Annotated in this window: 22 protein-coding genes and 2 tRNA genes; 11 read left to right on the top strand and 13 right to left on the bottom strand. The window is 65.7% G+C overall.

The features are described 5' to 3' along the window. Positions 1 to 24: 24 nt before the first annotated feature. Positions 25 to 459: an RNA polymerase-binding protein DksA gene (dksA, locus tag Q9R14_RS07490; protein WP_017504616.1), complete on the top strand. Its 435-nt coding sequence runs from the start codon at positions 25 to 27 to the stop codon at positions 457 to 459. Between the two features lie 76 nt (positions 460 to 535). Next, entirely contained in the window at positions 536 to 1,870 is a 1,335-nt protein-coding gene (gene gltX / locus Q9R14_RS07485) for a glutamate--tRNA ligase (RefSeq protein WP_306004002.1), read from the top strand. 16 nt (positions 1,871 to 1,886) lie between these two features. On the opposite strand, the gene Q9R14_RS07480 is transcribed toward gltX, so the two are convergent. Beyond that, a complete protein-coding gene (locus tag Q9R14_RS07480) occupies positions 1,887 to 2,180 on the bottom strand; it encodes a hypothetical protein (protein ID WP_306004001.1) in 294 nt (97 codons plus the stop codon). Positions 2,181 to 2,285: 105 nt separating this feature from the next. Beyond that, positions 2,286 to 2,891: a TIGR00730 family Rossman fold protein gene (locus Q9R14_RS07475; protein ID WP_306004000.1), complete on the bottom strand. Its 606-nt coding sequence runs from the start codon at positions 2,889 to 2,891 to the stop codon at positions 2,286 to 2,288. A gap of 111 nt (positions 2,892 to 3,002) precedes the next feature. Between Q9R14_RS07475 and Q9R14_RS07470 the strand changes: the two genes are divergently transcribed. After that, positions 3,003 to 3,725, top strand: a complete 723-nt coding sequence (locus tag Q9R14_RS07470) for a hypothetical protein (protein ID WP_306003999.1) — start codon at positions 3,003 to 3,005, stop codon at positions 3,723 to 3,725. A 116-nt stretch (positions 3,726 to 3,841) separates the two neighbouring features. Here the strand turns inward: Q9R14_RS07470 and mnhG are convergent, their stop codons facing one another. The 7 genes from mnhG to Q9R14_RS07435 form a co-directional block, all read right to left on the bottom strand. Continuing rightward, positions 3,842 to 4,183, bottom strand: coding sequence for a monovalent cation/H(+) antiporter subunit G (gene mnhG / locus Q9R14_RS07465; protein ID WP_306003998.1), 342 nt, complete (start codon positions 4,181 to 4,183; stop codon positions 3,842 to 3,844). After that, on the bottom strand, positions 4,180 to 4,461 hold the full coding sequence (locus tag Q9R14_RS07460) for a K+/H+ antiporter subunit F (RefSeq protein WP_306003997.1): 282 nt from the start codon (positions 4,459 to 4,461) through the stop codon (positions 4,180 to 4,182). The genes mnhG and Q9R14_RS07460 overlap by 4 nt, the downstream gene beginning before the upstream one ends. Next, the gene (locus Q9R14_RS07455) at positions 4,458 to 4,946 is read right to left on the bottom strand and encodes a Na+/H+ antiporter subunit E (protein WP_306003996.1); all 489 of its coding nucleotides are present in this window, start codon (positions 4,944 to 4,946) and stop codon (positions 4,458 to 4,460) included. Before Q9R14_RS07455 ends, Q9R14_RS07460 begins: the two co-directional genes overlap by 4 nt. Further along, on the bottom strand, positions 4,943 to 6,538 hold the full coding sequence (locus tag Q9R14_RS07450) for a monovalent cation/H+ antiporter subunit D (protein WP_306003995.1): 1,596 nt from the start codon (positions 6,536 to 6,538) through the stop codon (positions 4,943 to 4,945). Before Q9R14_RS07450 ends, Q9R14_RS07455 begins: the two co-directional genes overlap by 4 nt. Then, on the bottom strand, positions 6,535 to 6,876 hold the full coding sequence (locus tag Q9R14_RS07445; RefSeq protein ID WP_055804418.1) for a Na+/H+ antiporter subunit C: 342 nt from the start codon (positions 6,874 to 6,876) through the stop codon (positions 6,535 to 6,537). Before Q9R14_RS07445 ends, Q9R14_RS07450 begins: the two co-directional genes overlap by 4 nt. Next, the gene (locus tag Q9R14_RS07440; protein ID WP_306003994.1) at positions 6,876 to 9,794 is read right to left on the bottom strand and encodes a monovalent cation/H+ antiporter subunit A; all 2,919 of its coding nucleotides are present in this window, start codon (positions 9,792 to 9,794) and stop codon (positions 6,876 to 6,878) included. The genes Q9R14_RS07445 and Q9R14_RS07440 overlap by 1 nt, the downstream gene beginning before the upstream one ends. A 218-nt stretch (positions 9,795 to 10,012) precedes the next feature. After that, a tRNA-Asn gene (locus tag Q9R14_RS07435) sits at positions 10,013 to 10,087 on the bottom strand. 44 nt (positions 10,088 to 10,131) lie between these two features. Here Q9R14_RS07435 and Q9R14_RS07430 point away from each other — a divergent pair. Further along, a complete protein-coding gene (locus tag Q9R14_RS07430; RefSeq protein ID WP_306003993.1) occupies positions 10,132 to 10,965 on the top strand; it encodes an RNA methyltransferase in 834 nt (277 codons plus the stop codon). A gap of 48 nt (positions 10,966 to 11,013) precedes the next feature. Here Q9R14_RS07430 and Q9R14_RS07425 read toward each other — a convergent pair. After that, positions 11,014 to 11,087, bottom strand: a tRNA-Cys gene (locus tag Q9R14_RS07425). 134 nt (positions 11,088 to 11,221) lie between these two features. Here Q9R14_RS07425 and Q9R14_RS07420 point away from each other — a divergent pair. From Q9R14_RS07420 to Q9R14_RS07400, 5 genes are all read left to right on the top strand, one after another. Next, a complete protein-coding gene (locus tag Q9R14_RS07420; RefSeq protein WP_306003992.1) occupies positions 11,222 to 11,851 on the top strand; it encodes a protein-L-isoaspartate O-methyltransferase in 630 nt (209 codons plus the stop codon). 140 nt (positions 11,852 to 11,991) lie between these two features. Beyond that, positions 11,992 to 13,527 (top strand): TolC family outer membrane protein, encoded by a 1,536-nt coding sequence (locus Q9R14_RS07415; protein ID WP_306003991.1) that lies wholly within the window; start codon positions 11,992 to 11,994, stop codon positions 13,525 to 13,527. Between the two features lie 130 nt (positions 13,528 to 13,657). Continuing rightward, complete coding sequence (locus tag Q9R14_RS07410) at positions 13,658 to 14,263, top strand: DUF2497 domain-containing protein (RefSeq protein ID WP_306003990.1); 606 nt, start codon at positions 13,658 to 13,660, stop codon at positions 14,261 to 14,263. A gap of 120 nt (positions 14,264 to 14,383) precedes the next feature. Continuing rightward, positions 14,384 to 17,110: a valine--tRNA ligase gene (locus Q9R14_RS07405; RefSeq protein ID WP_306003989.1), complete on the top strand. Its 2,727-nt coding sequence runs from the start codon at positions 14,384 to 14,386 to the stop codon at positions 17,108 to 17,110. 21 nt (positions 17,111 to 17,131) lie between these two features. Continuing rightward, positions 17,132 to 17,863, top strand: coding sequence for a TlyA family RNA methyltransferase (locus tag Q9R14_RS07400; RefSeq protein ID WP_306003988.1), 732 nt, complete (start codon positions 17,132 to 17,134; stop codon positions 17,861 to 17,863). Positions 17,864 to 18,007: 144 nt separating this feature from the next. Here Q9R14_RS07400 and Q9R14_RS07395 read toward each other — a convergent pair whose 3' ends face one another. Beyond that, positions 18,008 to 18,670: a glycine zipper 2TM domain-containing protein gene (locus Q9R14_RS07395; protein WP_306003987.1), complete on the bottom strand. Its 663-nt coding sequence runs from the start codon at positions 18,668 to 18,670 to the stop codon at positions 18,008 to 18,010. 195 nt (positions 18,671 to 18,865) lie between these two features. Between Q9R14_RS07395 and Q9R14_RS07390 the strand changes: the two genes are divergently transcribed. Beyond that, on the top strand, positions 18,866 to 20,110 hold the full coding sequence (locus tag Q9R14_RS07390; protein ID WP_306003986.1) for a class I SAM-dependent RNA methyltransferase: 1,245 nt from the start codon (positions 18,866 to 18,868) through the stop codon (positions 20,108 to 20,110). Beyond that, on the top strand, positions 20,107 to 20,508 hold the full coding sequence (locus Q9R14_RS07385; RefSeq protein WP_306003985.1) for a hypothetical protein: 402 nt from the start codon (positions 20,107 to 20,109) through the stop codon (positions 20,506 to 20,508). Before Q9R14_RS07390 ends, Q9R14_RS07385 begins: the two co-directional genes overlap by 4 nt. On the opposite strand, the gene Q9R14_RS07380 is transcribed toward Q9R14_RS07385, so the two are convergent. Next, on the bottom strand, positions 20,505 to 21,347 hold the full coding sequence (locus tag Q9R14_RS07380) for an alpha/beta hydrolase (protein ID WP_306003984.1): 843 nt from the start codon (positions 21,345 to 21,347) through the stop codon (positions 20,505 to 20,507). The genes Q9R14_RS07385 and Q9R14_RS07380 overlap by 4 nt on opposite strands. Before the next feature lie 42 nt (positions 21,348 to 21,389). Further along, the gene (locus Q9R14_RS07375; RefSeq protein ID WP_306003983.1) at positions 21,390 to 22,475 is read right to left on the bottom strand and encodes a PA0069 family radical SAM protein; all 1,086 of its coding nucleotides are present in this window, start codon (positions 22,473 to 22,475) and stop codon (positions 21,390 to 21,392) included. Positions 22,476 to 22,484 lie beyond the last annotated feature (9 nt).

The raw sequence follows: 22,484 nt of genomic DNA, 5'->3' as shown, positions 1-22,484 counted from the left end.
GGCGTGTTAGAGAGCGTGAGATCGATGAGCGCCTTGGCGTCCGTTGTGTCCGACGAAACCGGCCCGTATCGGCCGTCTGACAGCGAGCCGTTCATGAACGAACGGCAGCAAGCCTATTTCAAGAAGAAGCTGCTGGCCTGGAAGGATGAGATCCTTCGCGAGTCCAAGGGCACGGTCGTCAATCTGAAGGCCGAGACCGAGAACCACCCCGATCTGGTGGACCGGGCGTCTTCGGAATCCGATCGCGCGCTGGAGTTGCGCACCCGCGACCGTCAGCGCAAGTTGATCTCAAAGATCGACGACGCGCTGCGCCGGATCGAGGACGGCTCCTACGGTTACTGCGAGGACACGGGCGAACCCATCAGCTTGGGTCGTTTGGAAGCCCGTCCGACGGCGACCCTGTCGGTCGAAGCCCAGGAACGCCACGAACGCCGCGAACGCGTTCATCGCGACGACTGAGGTTTAAGCCTTACGCGCCTTGACTTCGCCGGGTTGCGGGGCGACCTAGCCGCCTCGCTTTCGAGGTCGTCTATCCATGTCCGTCAAGGTTCGTTTCGCCCCGTCGCCCACGGGTAAGCTGCACGTCGGCAATGTCCGTACCGCCTTGGTGAACTGGATGTTCGCCAAGGGGCAGGGTGGATCGTTCGTCCTGCGCATCGACGATACCGACCTGGCGCGCTCCACGCCCGAGTTCGAACAGGGGATCGAAGACGACTTGACCTGGCTGGGGATGCCGTGGGACGAGCGTTATAATCAGTCCAAGCGGTTCGATCGCTACGAAGAAGCGGCCGCCAGGCTGAAGGCGTCGGGGCGGCTTTATCCCGCCTATGAGACCGCCGACGAGCTGGACCGTCGTCGCAAGGTGCAACTGTCGCGCGGCCTGCCGCCGATCTATGACCGCGCGGCGCTGGAACTGACCGAAGAGCAGAAGGCTGCTTACGAGGCCGAAGGGCGTTGTCCCCATTGGCGCTTCAAACTGGACGGCAAGCGCGTGGCCTGGGAAGATCTGGCGCGCGGTCATGCGGAGGTCGACACCGCCTCGATGTCGGACCCGGTGCTGATCCGCGAGGACGGCCTGTTCCTCTACACCCTGCCGTCGGTCGTCGATGACATCGACATGGCCATCACGCACATCATCCGGGGCGAGGATCACGTCACCAACACTGGAGCGCAGATCGAAATCTTTGAAGCGCTGGGCGCGGCGGTTCCGGGCTTTGCGCACATGCCGTTGCTGGTCGGCGCCGACGGCGCGGCCTTGTCCAAGCGTCTCGGATCGCTGTCGATCAGCGACATGCGCGACCAAGGCTACGAGCCGATCGCAATCACCAGCCACCTCGGCCGGATCGGGACTTCCGATCCCCTGGAAATCGGCGCCTCGGTCGAGGCTCTGGGTCAGAGCTTCGCCTTCTCCAAGATGGGCCGTTCGCCGGCGCGTTACGATACGGCGGATCTGGACCGGCTGAACGCCCAGGCGCTGCACTTCATGGACTATGCGACGGCGCAGCCACGTCTTCAGGCTCTCGGCGCCGATCTGGGCGAAGCCTTCTGGAATACGGTTCGGGGCAATCTGACGAAGTTCGCCGACGTGGCGGATATGGCGCAGATCGTCCGTGGTCCGATCCAACCTGTTATCGAAGATGCGACCTTCATCGAAACAGCGCTGCGTCTGCTTCCGGAAGTGATCGACGAGAACGCCTGGTCGGCGTGGACCTCGGCCGTCAAGGCCGAAACGGGCGCGAAGGGCAAGGCGCTGTTCATGCCGCTGCGTCTGGCGCTGACGGGACAGCGGCACGGGCCGGACATGGCGGCCATGGCGCCGCTGATCGGTCGCGAAACCATCCAGCGGCGGCTGAGCGGCGAGGCGGCCTAAGCCGCCTCAATCCAAATCAAGCGTTGCACACGGCCAGTTCGTCGGCGCTCAGGGCGACGCCCTTGTAAGAGAAGGCGGTGACGGGACCGAACTTCTGAACCACGCGGCGGCAAGCGCGCGTCGCGGGCTGTTCCGTGCCGCCTGCGGCGGTGCAGGTCGCGCCTTCGCAGGACCACCGAGCACCGTCGATGATGGTGGCGCGTGCGGGCGCCTTGGCGGCGTCGGCCAGCGTCAGGCGGGTGGCGGCGGGGGCTTGGGCGACCGCAGGGGCGGCGGCGAACAGGGCGGCGGCGATCAGCAGAGCGCGCATTGAAAACTCTCCGAAATGAAGAACGGCGTCATGCCGCTGCGCTCCCATGTCAGTTTTCGATAAAAACTGTCAAGACGCGCGCAGCGGATTATGAGCGATGATCACTTATCGATGATCATGTTTCAATTGCGGCGCGCCGCCGCCGGCCTGAACCTGCGCCATCGCCTCTTCGACGGTTTCGGCGACGGTCCAGGCGTCCAGGAACGACGGCGGCGTCATTCCTTCCGCGACGCTGTGCTTCATCAGGTCGAAGAAGCCGTTCCAGAAGCCGTTCAGGTTCAGGAAGACGACTGGCTTGTGGTGCAGGTCCAGCCGCTTCCAGGACAGCAGCTCCACAACCTCTTCCAACGTGCCGATCCCGCCGGGCGCCACCACGAAGGCCTCGGACTGGTCATACATCAGCTGTTTGCGCTCGTGCATCGAGGTGACGACGACGGTTTCGACCTCGTCGAACAGGCGTTCGCGGCTGCGCAGGAAGGCCGGCATGATGCCGACGACCCGGCCGCCCGCCTCATGCGCGCCACGCGCGGAGGCTCCCATCAGACCCACGCCGCCGCCGCCATAGACCAGCCGCCAACCGGCCTCGGCCGCCGCCTTGCCGAAGGCATAGGCCGCCTCGGTGTAGGAGGGATCGGCGGTCTCGGAAGCGCCGCAGAACAAGCAGACGGAAGAGCCGTCGAACGGCAGAAACGAAACGGGGGGCAGGGACATGGAGCCTCGAAGAAAACGAATAGGCGGCCTGGCCATGGCCAAACCGACGGCGCTCAAGCTAACACAGGCTCGAGCCGCTGGGTCGCCAGTCCTATATCGTAGAGGCGCAGGATGAAACGTCGGATGATGGTCGCGTGTGTCGCGGTCCTGGCTGCCGCAGCCTGTTCCGATCAGCAGGGCGGCGTGGCGGGGCCGACGGGGGCCGACGAGGCCTCGCCCTGGGTTCGCCCGCCCCAGATCGATGGCGTGATGCGTGACGGCGGCGTTCTGGTGCTGCGCGGCGGGGCGGGGCCCAATGCGCGTGTCGTGCTGCGTGCGCCGGATACTGCGGCCGTGGCGACGACGGCGGACGGCGCGGGGCGTTTCGAACTGCGACTGCCGCCTCTAAGCGGCGATGTGCGCTTCACGCCTGAGGTGCAGGTGGGCGAAGACGCCGCCGTCTCGCCCGAGACCTTGGTGGTGATCCAAGGCGGGTCCGATCCCGTCGCCCTGATTGCAGCAGGCCAGCCGACGGTTCGCCTCGATGGCGGCGAAGGGCTGGATGCGGTGGATTCGGACGGCGCGACTTTGATGGTGTCGGGCCGAACAAGTGGGGCGGCTCCCTCGGTCAATATCAACGGCGCAGATATGTCGCCGACGGCGATCGGGCGCGGCCGCTGGCGGGCCGTCATCGGACAGTCGGGTGCGGCGAAGATCACGGTAAATGGAAAGAGCTTCGACTATCCGGGCGCGGGTGAAGCTGCAGGCTTCGTCGTCGAGCGGGCGGGGGCGGGCTGGCGGATCACTTGGCCTGTGGAGCCAGCAGGGCGTCAGACGACATGGCTGCCGGACTGAAGCCGCTTAACGATCTGGAAACCATTTCAGTTAGGGAATGGGCCGTCCTCAGGGACACCATCACCGAACCTGCTTGCAGCCCGGCTCCCCCGCCGGGCTTCTTTTTTGCCGGTCGATCAGCCCTTCCTCGGCGTATCCTCTACGTTCTCGGTGCGATCACGGAACAGGGCGGCGCGGGCCAGCAGGATCAGGGTGACCGGCGTCGTGACCGTCAGGAAAAGGCCGATCAGGATTTCGCGGGGCATGAAACGCCGCTCGACGGTCGTGAACCAGACGATCGACGCCAGCAGGACCAGCGCCATGCCTAGCGTGGCACCAAGGGTCGGGGCGTGGACGCGTTCATAGAAGGTCTTCAGCCGAACCAGCCCAAACGCGCCCAGCAGCGAGAGAGCCGAACCGGTGACCGCCAGGGCGACGACGACGAGGGCGGCCCATGCGGGAACGTCAGCTTCGGTCATTCAATCACCTCGCCGCGCATCAGGAACTTAGCCAGGGCCACGGTGGCGGCGAAGCCCAACATGCCGATTACCAAGGCGGCCTCAAAATAGAGCTGGCTGTTAGTGCGGATGCCGAACACCACCACCAGCAGCATGCCGTTCAGATAGAGGGTGTCCATGCCCAGGACGCGATCCTGGGCGCGCGGACCGTGAATGATCCGCCATGCCGCCAGGCCCATGGCGCAGATCAGCATCAACTGGGCCAGACTCAGGCCCCAGGTCAGCACCGCCGCCGTCATTCGAAAATCTCCATCAGCCGGCGCTCGTAGCGATTCTTGATCAGCCGCACCCAGGTCTCTTCATCCACCAGATCCAGCACGTGCAGCAGCAGACGGCCGGTCGCGGCTTCGTACTCGACCCACAGGGTGCCGGGCGTCGAGGTGATGATGATGGCCAGGACCGCCAGACCATATCGGTCGCGAAGTTCCAGCGGGATGTGGATGAAGCCGGATGTGCGCTCATGCCGTCGCCGCCCCAGAATGATGTGCGACACCGCCCAGTTGGAGCGCACGATGTCGCCGATGACGTCGATGGCGAGGCGTATTATGGCCATCGGCGCCTTCACCCGCACGCGATCCACGCCCAGCGCCAGCATGATGATCGGCGCCAGAAGGGCCAGCAGCACCGCGAGCGCCAGGGACGGCGGCGCGACCGAGGCGCTGAGCAGGATCGAGGCGACGAACAGGCCTAGAGACAGGACGGGGTAGGGGAGGATGCGTCTCATCGCCCGCTCCCGCCCAGCACCGCGTGGATGTAGCCTTGCGGGTCAGCCAGCCAGGCCGCCGTGTGGTCGGTGTAGATCAACGCGGATCCAGCGAAGATGGCCAGAAACACGCAGGCGCCGAGCAGGGCTGCGACCGCTGTGAACTCAGCCGCCCCCACCACGAAAGCCGGCGCATCTTCGTCGCGCGTCCAGATAGCGCCGACGCCAAGGCGGGTCAGGCCGATCAAGGCGCCGAGGCTGGACACGGAAAGCACAGCGACCAGCGTCCAGGCCGCCGCATCGCCAACGCCGACGAGGGCGCTGATCATCGACAGTTTTCCGACGAAGCCGGCCAAGGGCGGCAGGCCGGCGACCATCAGGGTGCAGATCAGAAAGGCCCCACCCAGGACCGCGACGGCCGCCGGAATGACCAGGCCCGGCTCGTTGCGCTCTTCGTCGTCGAACGGATCACGATATTCGTCATCGAAAACAGCGCGCGCCTCGCCGACATCGGCCTCGCGTCCGCGCTGGAGGATTTCAGCCAGCAGAAACAGGGCTGCGCAGGCCAAGGTGGAGCCGATCAGGTAGAAGAGTGCGCCGCTGAGCGCCGCCGCCTCGCCGACGCCCAGGATCGCCAAGACAGTGCCAGACGAGATCATCACACCGAACCCGGCGGCGCGCGACAGATCGCGAGAGGCCATCAGGCCGAACGTGCCGAACCCTATGGTCGCCAGTCCGCCGACGAACAGCCAGATCAGGCCAAATCCGGCGGAGGCGCCCGCGTCGGCGCCGAACAGCAGCAGACTGAGGCGGATGACCACATAGACCCCAACCTTGGACAGGATGGCGAAGACCGCCGCCGCCGGCGCACTAGCCGCCGAATAGGTCGGGGTCAGCCAGAAGCCCAAGGGCCACATGGCGCATTTGATCAGGAAGGCCGTGCCCAGCACCGCCGCTCCGATATGGAATAGCCCCAGGTCATCCGTTGCGACGGTCGCGACCCGCGTTGCAACATCAGCCATGTTCAGCGTGCCGGTCACGCCGTAGATCAGGCTGACGCCGATCAGAAACAGCAGGGATGCGGTCAGATTGACGGCGATATAGATCACGCCCGCCCGCACCCGCGCCTCGCCCGACCCATGCAGCGCCAGTCCGTATGAGGCGGCCAGCATGATTTCGAAAAAGACGAACAGGTTGAACAGGTCGCCGGTCAGCAGGGCGCCGTTCACCCCCATAATCAGAAGCAGGAACAGGGCGTGGAAGCGCGGTCCCGCTCGGTCCCATCGCGCCAGGGCGAAAATCAGGGCGCATCCACCCAGAACGCTGGTCAGCGCGACCATCATCGTCGACAGACGGTCGGCCACCAGGACGATGCCGTAAGGCGCAGCCCACGATCCCAGGCGATAGACGCGCGCGGTATCGCCGCCGCCCACGGCGCCGTTTGCGCTCTCGTGCAGCAGAACCAGAGCCATGAACAGAATGGCGGCCATAGCGCTCAAGCTGAGCACCGCCTTCAGCGTTCGGCGACGCTCGTCCAGCAGCAGCATGGCGGCGGCGATAATCATCGGCAGGATGATGGGGCCGATGATCAGATGGGCGTCCCAGTTGATCATGCGTCCGGCTCCTTGCCATCGACATGATCGCTGCCGGTGATGCCACGTGCCGCCAAGATGACAACCAGGAACAGCGCCGTCAGGGCGAAGCTGATGACGATCGCGGTCAGGACCAGCGCCTGTGGCGTCGGGTCGGTGTAGCGCGCGGGATCGGAGACCTCGCCCGCCAGCACCGGCGGCGCGCCCGATCTCAGCCGTCCCATGGCGAAGATGAAGATGTTGACCGCATAGGACAGCAGCGACAGCCCCATGATCACCTGGAAGGTGCGCGGGCGCAGCAGCAACCAGACACCCGAGGCCGACAACACGCCGATGGCGAGGGCGAGAACCAGCTCCATCATGACGGCTCTCCTTCTTCGGCGTCTCTTTGCTTGGGCTTGCGCAGCGACTGGTGCGCCAGGGCGACCAGGGTCAGGACCGTGGCGCCCACGACCAGAACAACGACGCCCAAATCGAACAGCACGGCGCTGGCCAGCGGCACGCGGCCCAGGATCGGCAGGTCGGCATACTGGAACCAGGAGGTCAGGAAGGGATAGCCGAAGAGCCATGAGCCGATCCCGCTGAGCGCGGCGATCACCAGGCCGGCCCCGATCCAGACGATGGGCCGGATCGCCAGCCGCTCTTCGACCCACCGGGCGCCCGAGGCCATATACTGAAGGATGAAGGCGATCGACAGGGCCACGCCCGCCGCGAAACCGCCGCCCGGCAGGTCATGCCCGCGCAGGAACAGGTGAACGGCGAGCAGGATGATGAAGGGGAAAATCCAGCGCATCACCACGCGGGGGATCAGCATGGTCTCCTTCAGCGTATCGCCCTCCGATCGCGTCTCATGATCGCGGTCGGAAGCGTCCTGCACGCTCTGCTGACTGGGATTGGACAGGGTGTCGTCGGCGGGGCGGAAGCGGCGCAGCAGGGCGAAGATCGTCAGGCCGACAATGCCCAGAACCGTGATCTCGCCGAAGGTGTCGAAGGCGCGGAAGTCGACCAGGATAACGTTGACGATGTTGCGCCCGCCTGCGTCCTTATAGGCGTGCTCGACGAAGAAGCGCGAAATCCCCTCGATCGATCGGCGCGTCATGATGGCGTAGGAAATGGCCGCCAAGGATGCGCCAGCGGCGGCGGCGATGATCAGGTCGATACGGCGACGGCGGCGAGACCGCTTCTCCATGGCCTGTGGCAGGCGAATGGTCTCCAGCCGTTTGGGCAGCCAGCGCAGGCCCAGCAGCAGCAGAACGGTGGTCACGACCTCGACCAGCAACTGAGTCACGGCTAGATCCGGCGCCGACAGCCAGACGAAGGACAGGCAGCTCGCCAGACCTGCGCCGCCCATCAGAACCACGGCCGCCAGCCGGTGATATTTCGCCTGCCATGCCGCTGCGACTGCACAACTGGCTCCGACCAGCCAAAGGCCGGCGAAGGCCCAGTTGGACAGGGTCAATGTCGGCATGATCGGGCGGATCACCAATCCGGCGCCGATCGCCGCCAGCCCGCCCGCCAGCAGGGCGACCAGGACGATGGCCCGCAGCTGTGGCTGTTGTCGTGTGGCCCCGAACAGGCGAACCATCGCCTCGGATCCCTTGAAAAGGCCGGTCATGGTTCGCTCGAACAACCAGCCTCCGTTCAGGCGCTTCCAGCCCCACGGTCCGCCGCGCGGGTTGGCGTTGATGCGCTTGCCGAAGACGACATAGAGACCCACCCCGCCCGCCAGCGCGACGAGGCTGAGCACCAGCGGCAGGTTGAACCCGTGCCACAGGACAAGACTGTAATAGGGCAGATCGAAGCCCAGCACCGAAACGGCGGCGCTCTTCAGGAACGGCCCCACCGTAACCGCCGGGAAGATGCCGACGACCAGGCACAGGCTGACCAGCACCTCGACGGGGCGACGCATCCAGGCGGGCGGCTCGTGCGGGATGCGATCCAGCTCGGTCGGAGCCGGGCCGAAGAAGGTCGCGTGGATAAACCGTAGTGAATACAGAACGCTGAAGGCGCTGGCCAATGTAGCCAAGGCGGGCAGCAGCATGTTCAGGCCGTGCGTATGGGCGCTGGCCACCGCCTCGGCCAGGAACATTTCCTTGGACAGGAAGCCGTTCAGCAGCGGCACGCCCGCCATCGCGGCTGCGGCCACCATGGCCAGGGTCGCTGTAAAAGGCATGAAGCGGAACAGACCGCTCAGCTTGCGCATGTCCCGCGTGCCGGCCTCATGGTCGATGATGCCGGCGGCCATGAAGAGCGACGCCTTGAAGGTGGCGTGGTTCACCGTGTGGAAAATGGCCGCGATACAGGCCAGCGGACTGCCCAATCCCAACAGCAGCACGATCAGGCCCAGATGGCTGATCGTCGAATAGGCCAGCAGGCCTTTGAGATCATGCTGGAAGATGGCGCACCACGCGCCGAGCAACAGTGTCGCCAGACCCATGCCGCCGACGATCAGATACCAGCTTTCGGACCCCGCCAGAACGGGCCAGAAGCGGATCAGCAGGAAGATGCCCGCCTTCACCATGGTCGCGGAGTGCAGATAGGCGCTGACCGGCGTCGGCGCGGCCATGGCGCGGGGCAGCCAGAAGTGGAACGGAAACTGCGCGCTCTTGGTCATCGCGCCGAGCAACAGAAGGATCAGCGCCGGCAGATACAGCGGGCTGGTCTGGATCGCCTCGCGTGACGCCAGGACGACATCGAGGTCATAACTCCCGACGATCCGCCCGATCAAAATCATACCGACCAGCAGGGCGATGCCGCCCATGGCTGTCACCGTCAGCGCCATGCGCGACCCTTCGCGCGCGGCGGGGTTCTGGTGCCAATAGCCGATCAGCAGGAAGGAAAAGAGGCTGGTCAGCTCCCAGAAGACGACCAGCTGGATAAGATTGCCCGACAGCACCACCCCCTGCATCGCGCCCATGAAGGCCAGCAGGAAGGAGAAGAACCGCGGCACCGGATCCTTCGGAGACATGTAGTAGCGAGCATACAGCACCACCAAGGCGCCAATCCCCAGAATCAGGGCGCTGAACAGCCACGACAGTCCATCCAGTCGCAGCACCAGATTGACGCCCAGCGACGGCAGCCACGGGATTTCGTAGCGCAGCGTCTCCCCGTCCTGAAACATCGGCCATAGCGCAGCCAGACACCCCAGGCTGACCAAGGCCACGACCCAGGAAAGGATGGCGGCCGAGGTGCGTGCATGACGCGGCAAGCCGGACGCGACGATGGCGCCAAGGAACGGCAGGACTAGGATGACGACGAGAAGCAAGCTGATGGACATCGAGGCGGGGCGGCTCTCCTGGATCGCGGGGGATAGCTTAGCCAACGCTCAAGGTTGGCCAGGGTTCGCTTGGATCTACGGACAGGAGCGGGGTGCGTCAAAGCGACACCACAGCGCGGAACGCCGGCGCCCAATAGCTCGGTCGCCGTTCAAGCAGATCAGATTGTCTGGAAAGTTTCTGACCTAACGCCTTGTCTGGCCTCAGTCTTTACCCCGAGTGGCTCCGCAGGTAGGATTCGAACCTACGACCAGCCGATTAACAGTCGGCTGCTCTACCACTGAGCTACTGCGGAACATCTGCTCGGGAGGCGGGCGTATAGCAGCGGCCGTTCCGATCTTGCAATGGGAAAACGAGCCAATCGAAACGATATTTATCGACGACCCCGACGACCCGCGTGTTGCGGCCTATCGCGATATCCGCGAGCGCGATCTGACGGGGCGTCAGGGGTTGTTTATCGCGGAAGGGGAGGTGGTGGTGCGTGGACTGGCGTCGAAGGCGTCGCGCTGTCGGCCCCTGTCGCTTCTGCTGGCGGAAAAGCGCGTTACGGCCTTGGGCGATGCCATTGAGGCTCTGCCGCCCGCGACGCCCGTTTATGTGGCAGCCCAAGCCGTGCTAGACCGGATCGCGGGGTTCGAACTGCACCGGGGCATTCTGGCTTTGGGTAAAAAGCCCGAGCCGCTGTCGTTGGACGATGTCCTGGCGGATATCGGGCCGCAGGACATGTTCGTCGTGGCCAGCGGGATCGGCAACCACGATAATGTCGGCGGCCTGTTCAGGAACGCCGCCGCGTTTGGCGCCAGGGCGGTGCTGCTTGATCCGACCTGCTGCGACCCCTTCTACCGCAAGGCGATTCGCGTTTCGGTCGGCGCGGTGCTGCGCACGCCGTTCGTCGTCGCCGGCGCGACGGACATTATCGCAGCCCTGCAGCAGGCCGGCGTCGAGGTCTTGGCGCTGACGCCATCGGCGACCGAACGGCTTTCGGACAACAGGCGCGCCGGACCGGTCGCGCTGATGCTGGGGTCGGAAGGGCCGGGGCTGCCCAGGGATTTGATCGACCGTTGCCGGCCGATCGGCATCGCAATGGCGGGCGGCTTCGATTCGCTGAATGTCGCGGCGACGAGTGCTGTTGCGCTTCATCATCTGACGACGACGGCGCTTGCTGGAAGCTGAAAACGCGAAGGCCGCCCCGAGGGGCGGCCTTCGTCCGTATCGTCGCGATGGAGGCCTGACCGGGAATCGAACCCGGGTGCAAGGATTTGCAGTCCTCTGCGTCACCACTCCGCCATCAGGCCGCTTTTTGTCCCCGATTTCTCGGGGGCGGTCATCGCGAGGGGCGTTCGCTATCAGATCGGATTGTCCGCTGCAACGCACGGACCTATAAGCGCGCGAGATTTCCTCCCGGATTATCGTTGAAGGCTGCCTACAGATGGATTTCACCGCAGAGCGCAAGGCCATGGTCGACTCGCAGGTGCGGGTGAACGACGTGACGGATCGCGCGATTCACCTGGCCATGATGGCTGTGCCGCGTGAAAAGTACTGCGCGCCCGACCGCGCCTTCGCCGCCTATTCTGAAGAAGCGGTGATGATCGCGGGCGAGCGCCGCCTGATGCCGGCGCGCGACGTCGCCAAGCTGCTGCAAGCGGCCGATGCGCGCGAGGGCGAGAAGGCCCTGGCCATCGCCGCGCCCTACGCCGCCGCCCTGCTGGCCCGTATGGGCGTCAGCGTCACGGCCCAGGAATCGGACGACGCCGTGTTCGCTGTGGTCGGCGAGGCCTTGTCGGACGCGGGCGTGTCGACGGTCGTCGCGCCGCTGGCTCAACCGACCGGCGAAGGATGGGACCTGATCATTTCCGAAGGCGGCGTCGAGAGCCTGCCCGAATCGTGGGGCGCGGCCCTGCGTCCCGGCGGCCGGATCGTCGTGGTCGAACGTCGCGGCGCCATCGGCAAGGCGGCCCTGTACGTTCAGACGCGCGAAGGCCTGTCGCGCCGCGAACTGTTCGATTCGTCGCCTGCGGTCCTTGCCGAGCTGAAGCCGGCCCCCACTTTCGCGCTGTAAGATCAAAGAGACGCGCGGTTGCGACGGAAATCCCGTTCGCAACCGTGAAGAAAACTTAACTGGCGTGTGGTTCGGTCAGGCCGCAGTTACGCTTGAGAAAACATTCGGGCGTTCTTCGGAGCGTCACGCAAGGACGGACAATGTTGAAACGCTCGCGTGTGCTGGCTTCGGCCGCTGTGGTCGCCGTGATGACCGGTCTGGGCGCACCGGCTTGGGCTGAGACGCTGCAGGACGCCATCGCCCTGGCCTATCGGACCAATCCCAATCTGCTGGCCCAGCGCGCCAACCAGCGTGCGCTGGACGAGACGGTGGTTCAGGCGCGGTCGGGCCTGCGCCCGACCATCGGCGCTTCGGCAGGCGTGGACTACACCCGCAGCGACTTCCCCGCCGTGACCCAGTTCGTCGACACGAACGGCGACGGCATACCCGACACCCAGGTCACGACCTCGTCGTCCGAAACCGAAGGCGCCAATGTCGGCGTCAGCGTCAGCCAGAACGTCTGGACCGCCGGCCGCACCTCGCGCGCCATCGACCAGGCCCGCGCCAGCGTCCTGGCCGGCCGTGAGAACCTGCGTGAGATCGAGCAGTCGGTCATGCTGTCGGTGATCCAGGCCTATGTGAACGTCACCCGTGACATGGAAATCCTGCGTATCCGCCAGGAGAACCTGACGGTGCTGCAACGCCAGCTGGAGGAAACCAGCGCCCGTTTCGAGGTCGGTGAGATCACCCGCACCGACGTGGCCCAGGCCGAAGCCTCGCAGGCGCAGTCCGAAGCCGATCTGGCGAACGCCCAGGCCCAACTGTCCACGTCGCGCGCCGCCTATGCCGCCGTCGTCGGCCAATCGCCGTCCGATCTGGAAGCCGCGCCGGTCCTGCCGGAAGTGCCCAGCGACTTCGACGTCGCCATCGAGACGGCGTTGCAGCGCAATCCCGCTGTGCTCGCCGCAACCTACCAACTGCAAAGCGCCGAGGCCGCCGTCGCGGCCGCCCGTTCGGAATATCTGCCGTCGGTGCGCGCCACCGCCTCCTATGGCGGTTCGACCAACGATCTGGGCGATCTGGGCGAACTGGCTGATCGCCGCAGCTTCACGGCAGGCGCCACCCTCTCCGTGCCGCTCTTCACCGGCGGTCTGAACCGCTCGCGCGTCGCCCAGGCTTTGGAGCGCGCCAACGCGGCCCAGATCGGCATCGAGGGCGAGCGCCGCACGGTGCTTCAGAATGTCAGCTCGGCCTACGCCCAGGTGCTGTCGACCCGCGCTACGGTCGCGGCCGGCACCGAAGCGGTTCGCGCTGCATCGGTCGCGGCCGAAGGCGTGCGCCAGGAAGCCCAGGTCGGCCTGCGCACCACGCTGGACGTGCTGAACCAGGAACTGGCGCTGCGCAACGCCCAGACGGCGGTCGCCAGCGCCCGCGCCGCCGAATACGTCGCCCGCGCCTCGCTGCTGGCCGCCATGGGCCAGCTGGAAGGCCCGGCGCTGAACCCGACGATCGAGGCCTATGATCCCGCAACGAACTACGACCAGGTCAAGGGTCGCGGCGGCCTGCCGTGGGACGGCGTGATCGAGACGCTGGACCGCGTGGCCTCGCCGCCGATCGTGACCACGCCTGACACCGCCGACGCGCCGATCGACGCTCAACTCAAGGGCGAGGTCGTGCGTACGGCGCCGCAGAACTGACCGCGTCGAATACGGACGGAAACCGCCCGTTGATTCCGACGGGCGAAGATGCGACGACAAGGCACAGGTTTCGAGCGATCCGTCGTTCGGCGCCCACCCCTTCTACCCAGGCCTCGCCCAAGGTTGCGCCATGACCGATCAGTCCGCCCAGGAACCGACCATGGAAGAGATTCTGGCGTCGATTCGCCGGATCATCTCTGAAGACGAGGCCCCGGCCGAAACGCCGGCCGCTGCCATGCCGGAAGCCACGCCTGAGCCGGTTCCCGAGCCGCTGGCCGCCGAAACCATCTTCGCCGCCCCGGTCGAGCCGACGCCGGAACCCGCCGCCGTCGAGGACGACGTGCTGGAATTGACCGATCGTTATGAGGCGCCGGCCGAGACCATCGGCGATCTGGACGTGGTCGAACATTCGCCCGCGCCCTATCAGCCCGAGCCTGAACCCGAGCCGGCTTACGAATCGGTTCCCGAGCCGGCCCCGGCTTATGACACGCTGGTCGGCGACAGCGCCGCCGCCAGCGCCGCCTCGGCCTTTGCGGGCCTGGCCGCCAGCTTCAAGAAGCCTGAGCCGGCTCCGTCGGCCTCGGGCGACCTGCCCTTCGTCAGCGGCAACACGGTCGAGGCGATGGTCGCCGAGATGCTGCGCCCGCTGCTGAAGGACTGGCTGGACGCCAACCTGCCCGGTATTGTCCAGGCGGCGGTACAAAAGGAAGTCGAACGCATCGCGCGCAGCGCCTAGCCCTTCGCTTCAGCCCAGACTAATCCGAGGGGCGGCTCCTGAAGGGGCCGCCTTTCTGCATTTTCGATATGCTCATGTAGCGACGCGCCGCGCGCGGAGCGTTAGCAAAAAAGAATGACGATGCTTGAGAAGACCTTCGAACCCCAGGCCGCCGAGCCCCGCCTTTACGCCCAGTGGGAAGAGAGCGGCCTGTTCTCGCCCCGCACCGACGACGCCGCCGAAGCCTATTCGATCGTCATTCCGCCGCCGAACGTGACGGGCAGTCTGCATATCGGCCATGCGCTGAACAACACGCTGCAGGACATCCTGGCCCGCTATCACCGGATGAAGGGCAAGGCGGTCCTTTGGCTGCCCGGCACGGACCACGCCGGCATCGCCACCCAGATGGTGGTCGAGCGTCAGCTGGCCGCTGCCGGCAACATTGGTCGTCGCGACATGGGCCGCGACGCCTTCATCGAGAAAATCTGGGAATGGAAGGCCGAAAGCGGCGGGACCATCGTGCGTCAGCTGCGCCGTCTCGGCGCATCGTGCGACTGGTCACGCGAGCGGTTCACTCTGGACGAGGGGCTGAACGCCGCCGTCCGCAAGGTCTTCGTGCAACTGCACAAGGAAGGCCTGATCTATCGCGACAAGCGGCTGGTGAACTGGGATCCGCATTTCCAGACCGCCATTTCCGACCTGGAGGTCGAGCAGCGCGAGGTCGACGGCGCCTACTGGCATTTCGCCTATCCGCTGGCCGACGGCGTCACCTATGAGCATCCGGTCGCCTTTAACGAGGACGGCAAGGCGACCGAGTTCGAGACGCGCGACTTCATCGTCGTCGCTACAACCCGGCCTGAGACCATGCTGGGCGACACCGGCGTTGCGGTCCATCCGGATGACGATCGCTATGCCGGTCTGGTCGGCAAGTTCGTGACCCTGCCGATCACGGGCCGTCGCATTCCAATCGTCGCCGACGATTATGCCGATCCGACCAAGGGATCGGGCGCGGTGAAGATCACGCCGGCGCATGATTTCAACGACTTCGGCGTCGGCAAGCGCGCGGGTCTGCCTTCGCTGAATATCCTCGACGCTTTCGGACGCATCACGGACGTCGATACGCCCGACGTGCCTGCGGAATACGTCGGGCAAGACCGCTTCGCTGCGCGCAAGGCCATCGTCGCCCGCGCTGAGGAAGAGGGCTGGCTGCGCGAGATCGAGAAGCCCAAACACGTCGTCCCGCACGGCGACCGCTCCGGTGTGGTCATCGAGCCGTGGCTGACGGACCAGTGGTACGTCGATGCCAAGGTTTTGGCCCAACCCGCGCTGAAGGCGGTGGAACAGGGCGATACGGTGTTTGAGCCGAAGTCCTACGAGAAGATCTATTTCGAGTGGCTGCGCAACATCGAGCCGTGGTGCATTTCGCGCCAGCTGTGGTGGGGGCATCGCATCCCGGCCTGGTATGGCCCGAACGGCGAAATCTATGTCGCTGAAACGGAAGAGGACGCCCGCGAACAGGCGATGGCGGACTATGATTCCGAGGTCGCCCTGACCCAGGACGAGGACGTTCTCGACACCTGGTTTTCCTCAGCCCTGTGGCCGTTCTCGACCATGGGCTGGCCCGAGAAGACCGACGATCTGGAGCGGTTCTATCCGACCAGCGACCTGGTCACGGCGGCGGACATCATCTTCTTCTGGGTCGCCCGGATGATGATGATGGGCCAGCACTTCATGGGCGAGGTCCCGTTCAAGCGCGTCATCATCAACGGCCTCGTCCGCGACGAGAAGGGCCAGAAGATGAGCAAGTCCAAGGGGAACGTCATCGATCCGCTGGGCATCATCGACGAGCTGGGCGCTGATCCCTTGCGCTTCACCATGGCCATCCTGTCGGGCACGCGCGACATCAAACTGTCGAAACAGCGGATCGAGGGCTATCGCAACTTCGGCACCAAGCTGTGGAACGCCGCGCGCTTCAGCCAGATGAACGAGGCGCGCCGCGTCGAGGGCTTCGACCCCGCCACCGTCGACCAAACGATCAATCGCTGGATCCGAGGCGAGCTGACCAAGGCCGAACGCGCGGTGTCGCAAGCCATCGAAGGCGGACGCTTCGACGATGCGGCCGGCGCCCTGTATCGCTTCGTCTGGAACGTCTTTTGCGACTGGTATCTGGAACTGGCCAAGCCTGTCTTCCAAGGCGCCGATGAAGCCGCCAAGGCTGAGACGCGGGCGATGACCGCCTGGACGCTGGACCAGACGCTGAAGCTTCTGCATCCGGTCATGCCCTTCATCACCGAGGAACTGTGGGCCGAACTCGGCAAAGAAGGGCCGGCGCGCGACGGTCTGCTGATCGGCGCCGAATGGCCCGTGCTGCCGGACGCCTTCATCGACGCCTCGGCCGAGGCCGAAATCGGCTGGCTGGTCGATCTGGTCGGTGAAATCCGGGGCCTGCGCGCCGAAATGAACGTGCCGCCGTCGGCCAAGCCGCCGCTGGCCTTCGTCGCCCCCGATGCCGTGACCGCCGAACGCATCGCCCGCCACCGCGACCTGATCCTGACCCTGGGCCGTGTGTCCGAGGTCGGATCGGCGGACGCGGCCCCAACCGGCACCGTTACCTTCGTGTCCGGCGGTTCGACCGTCGCCCTGTCGCTGGCCGGCATCATCGACCTGACCGCCGAACGGGCGCGTCTGGAGAAGGAAATCGCCGCCTTCGACAGCGACATCGGCCATGTGAACAAGAAGCTGGGCAACCCCAACTTCGTGTCCCGCGCCGCGCCGGAAGTCGTTGACGAACAGCGCGCCAAGCTGGCCGAGGCCGAGGCGGGCAAGGTCAAGCTGCAGGCGGCGCTGGCGCGTCTGGCGTCGCTTTAACGCCCTGATGAAAGCAAGGCTGTGAAGACGCGGATTGATCAGCTTCTGGTCGCACGCGGCCTATTCGACAGCCGCTCGCAAGCGCGCGCCGCGATCGAGGCGGGGCTGGTTCTGGCCGACGGCGCGCTCGTGCGGAAGGCGTCCGAACAGTTCGCCGACGACATCGCGCTGGAGGCCCAACCCGCCCACCCGTGGGTCGGACGCGGCGCGCTGAAGCTGGACCACGCCCTGACCCTGTGGCCCGTCCTCGTCGAGGGCAGGGTGGCGCTGGACGTCGGCGCATCGACCGGCGGTTTTACCGAGGTTTTGTTGAACCGCGGCGCAGCCAAGGTGTTCGCCATCGATGTCGGCTTCGGCCAGATGCACGCACGGGTGTCGTCCGATCCCCGCGTGGTCAATCTGGAGCGCACCGATGCGCGCGACCTGACGCCAGATCTGATCCCGCAGCCGCCGTCGCTGGTCGTCTGCGACGCCAGTTTCATCAGCCTGATCAAGGTTCTCCCGGTTGCGCTCGACCTGGCGATGCCTGGCGCGGATCTGGTCACCCTGGTCAAGCCACAGTTCGAGGCCGATGGTCCGGGCGGCGGCAAAAAGGGCGTGATCAGGGATGCGGCGGCGCATGCAGCCGCTGTAGAGCGCGTGCGCGACTGGCTGGAAGCGCTGGGTTGGACGGTTCAGGCGACAACCGAAAGCCCGATCACCGGGGGCGACGGCAATGTCGAGTTCCTGCTCTGGGCGAAGAAGCCGGGCTGACCAAGCCCAAGCCGCAAGACAGATAGCTCCAAGGCTGGGCTCAAGTAGGCCAAAGGCCGATAGCCCCCAAAGCAAAGAGAAACCGCCGGAGGATTACTCCTCCGGCGGCTCCGTCACGTCGTCGATCGACAGGGGGGCTGAAAATTAATCGACGACGCGATAGCGGCCGTACTGGTCGGGGCAGGTGCGGACATAGCGGGTATCCGTACGACCATCGGGCAGACGGATCTGGCTTTCGGCCAGACGGCATCCGTCTGAATTCTGATAGGAGTCGACCGGGCGCGAACGATCGTCGTAGTAGCCGCCGCGGCTGTAGGCATAGTCGCCGCGACGGTCGTAGTCGTCGTAGCGATAGCCTTGGTCGCCCGTGTAACGGTCATCGTAATAGCCATAGCTCGGTTGGCTGTAGCCCTGGGCGTAGTAGCCGTTCGAGCCATAGCTGCTCTGATAGCTGCGGCAGGCGTCCGAGCTGGAACGACCGACCTGGGACCCGACGACGGCGCCGAGCACGCCGCCCAAGATGCTGCCTTCGGTGCGACGGCCGCGTGCAGCCAGTTGCGAGCCGATGACGGCGCCCGCGCCGCCGCCGATCACTGCGCCGGCGCCGGTGCGACCTTGGCGCTCACGGGCGCAAGGATCGTAATAGCGGCCGCTGTTGTAGTCATACGAACGGCTGTAGGCGCCCGTGCCGTAATTTTGGCTGTAGCCGCTGCCGTAATAGTTTTGGGCCGACGCCGTAAGCGGGGCGGCCGTGACGCCGAACGCCAGGGCGGCGACGGCGGCGATCGATGTTTTCGTGAGACGCATTTTCCAACCCTCTGAGGACCGAACGGTTTCCGTCAAACGTTAACGGAAAAGCCTCGTGTCTCGTTGCAATGGGATTTACGACGGCGAAGCTGAACGGCAATTGATCGGTTCGTTCATCTTCGTTCATGTTCAGCCGATCCGCCGTTGCACTCCTGTGGCTTGAGCGAAAGGGGACGCCCGGCTAGAAGCCCGCCGATGGAGATTTTCACCATCGACCGCGTCGGCGGCCAGGGCGACGGCGTCGCCCAGACGCCGTCCGGCCCGGTGTTCGCCGGCCAGACCTTGCCCGGCGAAACGGTGCGCGGCGTCGTCGTGGACGGGCGGCTGGAAGAGGTCGAAATCATCACGCCCAGCCCCGACCGGATCGCACCGGTCTCGCCCCAGTATGGCGACTGTGGCGGTTGCTCGCTTCAGCATTGGTCCGAGGGGCCGTATCTGGATTGGAAGCGGGAACAGGTGCGTCTGGCCTTGGCGCGCGAGCGGATCGAGACCGAGATCGAAGCGACGGTGGCGACCCCGCCGGCCAGCCGTCGCCGTTTGGCCCTCCATGCCCGTCGCACCCCGGATGGACGGGTGGTGCTGGGCTTCAAGGCGCGCCGCTCCTGGCGGCTGGTCGAGGTGAAGGCCTGTCCTGTCGCCGATCCCCGGATCGTGGCGGCCATTCCGGCTCTGACCCAGATCGCGACCGCCTTTTTCGAACATCCGAAATCGGCCCCGACCCTGCACGTCACCTGGACTCTGTCGGGGCTGGACGTCGATGTGACCGGGATCGAACGCCGCTCGGGCGGCGGCCTGTCGGCTGACGCCCAGATGCAGGCCATTCAGGCAGCACACAGGGCCGATCTGGCGCGACTTAGCCTGGCGGGCGACACCCTGGTGATGGCGCGACAGCCCAAGGTGGGGTTCGGTCCTGCGACCGTGTCCCTGCCGGCGGGTGGATTTCTGCAGGCGGTCCCTCAGGCCGAGGCGGCGATGGTCTCTCGCGCGCTGGCGGCGGTGAAGGGCGCCAAGAAGATCGCCGACCTGTTCTGCGGCGCCGGGACTTTCACCTTCCCCTTGGCCACGGTCGCGCCGGTGATCGCAGCGGACGCGTCCAAGCCCGGCATCGATGCGCTGAAGGCCGCCGTCGGTTCGGCCAAAGGGATGAAGGCCATCACGGCCGAGGCGCGCGATCTGTTTCGTCGGCCGATGAACCCTTATGACCTGAAGGGATGCGACGCCATCGTGTTCGATCCGCCGCGGGCCGGCGCGATCGACCAGACGGCTCAGATCGCGGACACCAAGGCCGGCGTCGTCGTGGGCGTATCGTGCAACCCTCAGACCTTTGCGCGTGATGCGAGGGTGCTGATCGACGCCGGTTTCCGGCTGGAGACGGTGACGCCGGTGGATCAGTTCCTGTGGTCTTCGCACGTCGAACTGGTGGGGGTTTTCAAACGATGACCTTGGACGACACGAGCGAAGAAGACGGCGGCGGTTTCGACGCCGACGACTGGATGCGGCTGAAACCGTTCACGGGCGCCGTGGCGACGCTGGACGACGTTCAGGCCCGACGCGCCGTCTTCGCTTTGGGCGAGACCGACGATCCGCGTCCCATCGTCATGGACCTGCCCCAGCCGGTCATCTGGTGGGAAGAGGACGGCGAACAGGCGGCGGTGGTCGTCCAGGCCGAAAGCCATCTCGGCGCCGATGGCGAGGAGATGGAAGTCCTGGGTCTGATCCTGCCGGACGGCGAGGGCGCGGTGGCTCTGATGCAGGACGTCGATCTGGTCGATGACACAGACCCGACCTGGCGCGATCTGGTCACGCGCGCCATCGATCCTTCGGCGGCGGACGACTAATTTAGAGCTGCGCCGACGCGAGTGACGAAATCCGGCTGCGAGGGGATGTCGCCGTGGTCTGCTCTCGCGAACACAAGACGCTCGACGTCCACGCCTCTCGCCCGAAGATCATGAGCAAGTTTGCGGCTGAGTACGGGCGGCAGGGTCGTGTCGCGAGAGGCTTCCAGCACGACGACCTTGCCTGAATAGCCGTCCAGCGTCGCGGGCACATCCACAGTGGTTAGGGGCTCGGCCAACTGAACGCGGACGATCGGCCGCCACAGTCCCACCATTGAATCAACGGCGGCGCGGGCGGTCGGCGTGGTCGCCTCCAACACCAGGGCGTCGGCGCGGGTGACACGCGCGGCCTCGGCGCAGATCGGACCGCCCAGGGAATGCCCCCATGCGATCAGCCTGCGCCCTTCGGCGTCAGCCTGGGTGCGGGCGGTTGCCGCGATGACCTCGCCTGCATCCCTGTAGGTCGCGAAGCTGGCCTGCCCCGGCGTGTCGCCGGACCCCGGATAGTCGGACATCAGCACATCGCCGAACGGCGCGAGTTCGGTCGCAACCTGCGCGCCCGAAACACCACGCCGAAACAGATTGCCCCCGCAATACAAGATCAGCGGCGCGTCGGCGCGTCCCGTCCGCACGCGGGTTGCAGCGACAGCGCCTCCCGCAAAAGGTAATGACAGGATTTCAGCCCCAGGAATGGCAGGGCCGGGAGCCAAGATCAGCTTCTCCGCCTGAACCCGCGTGTCGGGATAGAAGAACTGCCCTTCAGGCACATTGACGGTTAGGCAGCCGGCCAGGATGGTGGACAGGCCAATGGCGGCAGCGGTCGCCGACAAACGTTTGATCATGACGTCCCCCAAGATTTGCGACGCTAAACCGAAGGCGGTTGATCAGGCAATCTTGTCGAGCGGCGGATCGAACAGGTCCATCTGAGGCCGGGCGTCTGCGGGCACGCGGAACTGGGTTTCGTCCAGCAAGCGATGCGGCGTGTCGAGGCCGTAGCGTTTGACGGCGGCCTTAAACCGCGTTCCGATCAGTTCGGCGACAGGGCCGGTTCCCTTCATCCGCTGGGACCAGTCGGCGTCATAATCCTTGCCGCCGCGCGTCTGGCGGATCAGCGACATGACGCGCGCGGCGCGATCCGGGCGGGCGTCGGCCAGCCATTCCCGAAACAAATCCTTGATCTCAAGCGGCAGACGCAGGGTGACATACATGGCCCGCGTGGCCCCGGCCTTGGCCGCGGCCTCAAGGATGGACTCCAGTTCGTGGTCGTTCAGACCGGGAATGACGGGGGCGAAGCCGACCCCGACCGGACAACCAGCGTCCGCCAGGCGGCTGATGGCCTCCAGCCGTTTGGCGGGGGTGGACGCCCGGGGCTCCATCGCCCGCGCCAGCCCACGATCCAGCGTGGTGATGGAGACGAAGGCGGAGGCCAGCCCTGCCTTGCCCATCGGGCCCAAAATGTCGGCGTCGCGCGCGATCAAAACCGACTTGGTGATGATGCTTAATGGGTGATTGAACCGCTGCATGACCTCCAAGATCGAGCGCGTCGAATTCAGATCACGTTCGACCGGCTGATAGGGGTCGGTGTTCCCGCCTATGTGGATGCGCTTGCATCGGTATCGGGGTGCGAGGAACGCCTGTTCCAGCAGACTTGCGGCCTGGGGCTTGAAGAAGATCCGGCTCTCGAAATCCAGGCCCGGGGATAGGCCCATCCAGGCATGGGACGGACGGGCGTAACAGTAGATGCAGCCATGTTCGCAACCTTTGTACGGGTTGATGGAGCGGTCGAAGCCGATGTCCGGACTGTCGTTCCGGGCGATGGTAGTGCGGGCGTGTTCAGGGGTGAGGGTGGTGCGCAGCGGCGCGGCCTCGGCGTCATCCTGCGTCCAGCCGTCATCGAACGACTGATGCTGCTCAGGCTCGTAGCGGCCGCTGGCATTCGAACGCGCGCCTCTTCCTTTGGCGGTTTCCATGGGAAAAAC

It is taken from the genome of Brevundimonas sp. C43 (assembly GCF_030732185.1).
Classification (GTDB): domain Bacteria; phylum Pseudomonadota; class Alphaproteobacteria; order Caulobacterales; family Caulobacteraceae; genus Brevundimonas; species Brevundimonas diminuta_C.
The sequence above is the reverse complement of the archived record's forward strand: the minus strand, read 5'-3'. Positions and strand labels throughout refer to the sequence as shown.

Excerpts from the sequence above, each read along its gene's own strand:
- dksA (WP_017504616.1), top strand. The coding sequence starts at position 25 with ATGAGCGCCTTGGCGTCCGTTGTGTCCGACGAAACCGGCCCGTATCGG.
- gltX (WP_306004002.1), top strand. The coding sequence starts at position 536 with ATGTCCGTCAAGGTTCGTTTCGCCCCGTCGCCCACGGGTAAGCTGCAC.
- Q9R14_RS07480 (WP_306004001.1), bottom strand. The coding sequence starts at position 2,180 with ATGCGCGCTCTGCTGATCGCCGCCGCCCTGTTCGCCGCCGCCCCTGCG.
- Q9R14_RS07475 (WP_306004000.1), bottom strand. The coding sequence starts at position 2,891 with ATGTCCCTGCCCCCCGTTTCGTTTCTGCCGTTCGACGGCTCTTCCGTC.
- Q9R14_RS07470 (WP_306003999.1), top strand. The coding sequence starts at position 3,003 with ATGAAACGTCGGATGATGGTCGCGTGTGTCGCGGTCCTGGCTGCCGCA.
- mnhG (WP_306003998.1), bottom strand. The coding sequence starts at position 4,183 with ATGACCGAAGCTGACGTTCCCGCATGGGCCGCCCTCGTCGTCGTCGCC.
- Q9R14_RS07460 (WP_306003997.1), bottom strand. The coding sequence starts at position 4,461 with ATGACGGCGGCGGTGCTGACCTGGGGCCTGAGTCTGGCCCAGTTGATG.
- Q9R14_RS07455 (WP_306003996.1), bottom strand. The coding sequence starts at position 4,946 with ATGAGACGCATCCTCCCCTACCCCGTCCTGTCTCTAGGCCTGTTCGTC.
- Q9R14_RS07450 (WP_306003995.1), bottom strand. The coding sequence starts at position 6,538 with ATGATCAACTGGGACGCCCATCTGATCATCGGCCCCATCATCCTGCCG.
- Q9R14_RS07445 (WP_055804418.1), bottom strand. The coding sequence starts at position 6,876 with ATGGAGCTGGTTCTCGCCCTCGCCATCGGCGTGTTGTCGGCCTCGGGT.
- Q9R14_RS07440 (WP_306003994.1), bottom strand. The coding sequence starts at position 9,794 with ATGTCCATCAGCTTGCTTCTCGTCGTCATCCTAGTCCTGCCGTTCCTT.
- Q9R14_RS07420 (WP_306003992.1), top strand. The coding sequence starts at position 11,222 with ATGGATTTCACCGCAGAGCGCAAGGCCATGGTCGACTCGCAGGTGCGG.
- Q9R14_RS07415 (WP_306003991.1), top strand. The coding sequence starts at position 11,992 with ATGTTGAAACGCTCGCGTGTGCTGGCTTCGGCCGCTGTGGTCGCCGTG.
- Q9R14_RS07410 (WP_306003990.1), top strand. The coding sequence starts at position 13,658 with ATGACCGATCAGTCCGCCCAGGAACCGACCATGGAAGAGATTCTGGCG.
- Q9R14_RS07405 (WP_306003989.1), top strand. The coding sequence starts at position 14,384 with ATGCTTGAGAAGACCTTCGAACCCCAGGCCGCCGAGCCCCGCCTTTAC.
- Q9R14_RS07395 (WP_306003987.1), bottom strand. The coding sequence starts at position 18,670 with ATGCGTCTCACGAAAACATCGATCGCCGCCGTCGCCGCCCTGGCGTTC.
- Q9R14_RS07390 (WP_306003986.1), top strand. The coding sequence starts at position 18,866 with ATGGAGATTTTCACCATCGACCGCGTCGGCGGCCAGGGCGACGGCGTC.
- Q9R14_RS07385 (WP_306003985.1), top strand. The coding sequence starts at position 20,107 with ATGACCTTGGACGACACGAGCGAAGAAGACGGCGGCGGTTTCGACGCC.
- Q9R14_RS07380 (WP_306003984.1), bottom strand. The coding sequence starts at position 21,347 with ATGATCAAACGTTTGTCGGCGACCGCTGCCGCCATTGGCCTGTCCACC.
- Q9R14_RS07375 (WP_306003983.1), bottom strand. The coding sequence starts at position 22,475 with ATGGAAACCGCCAAAGGAAGAGGCGCGCGTTCGAATGCCAGCGGCCGC.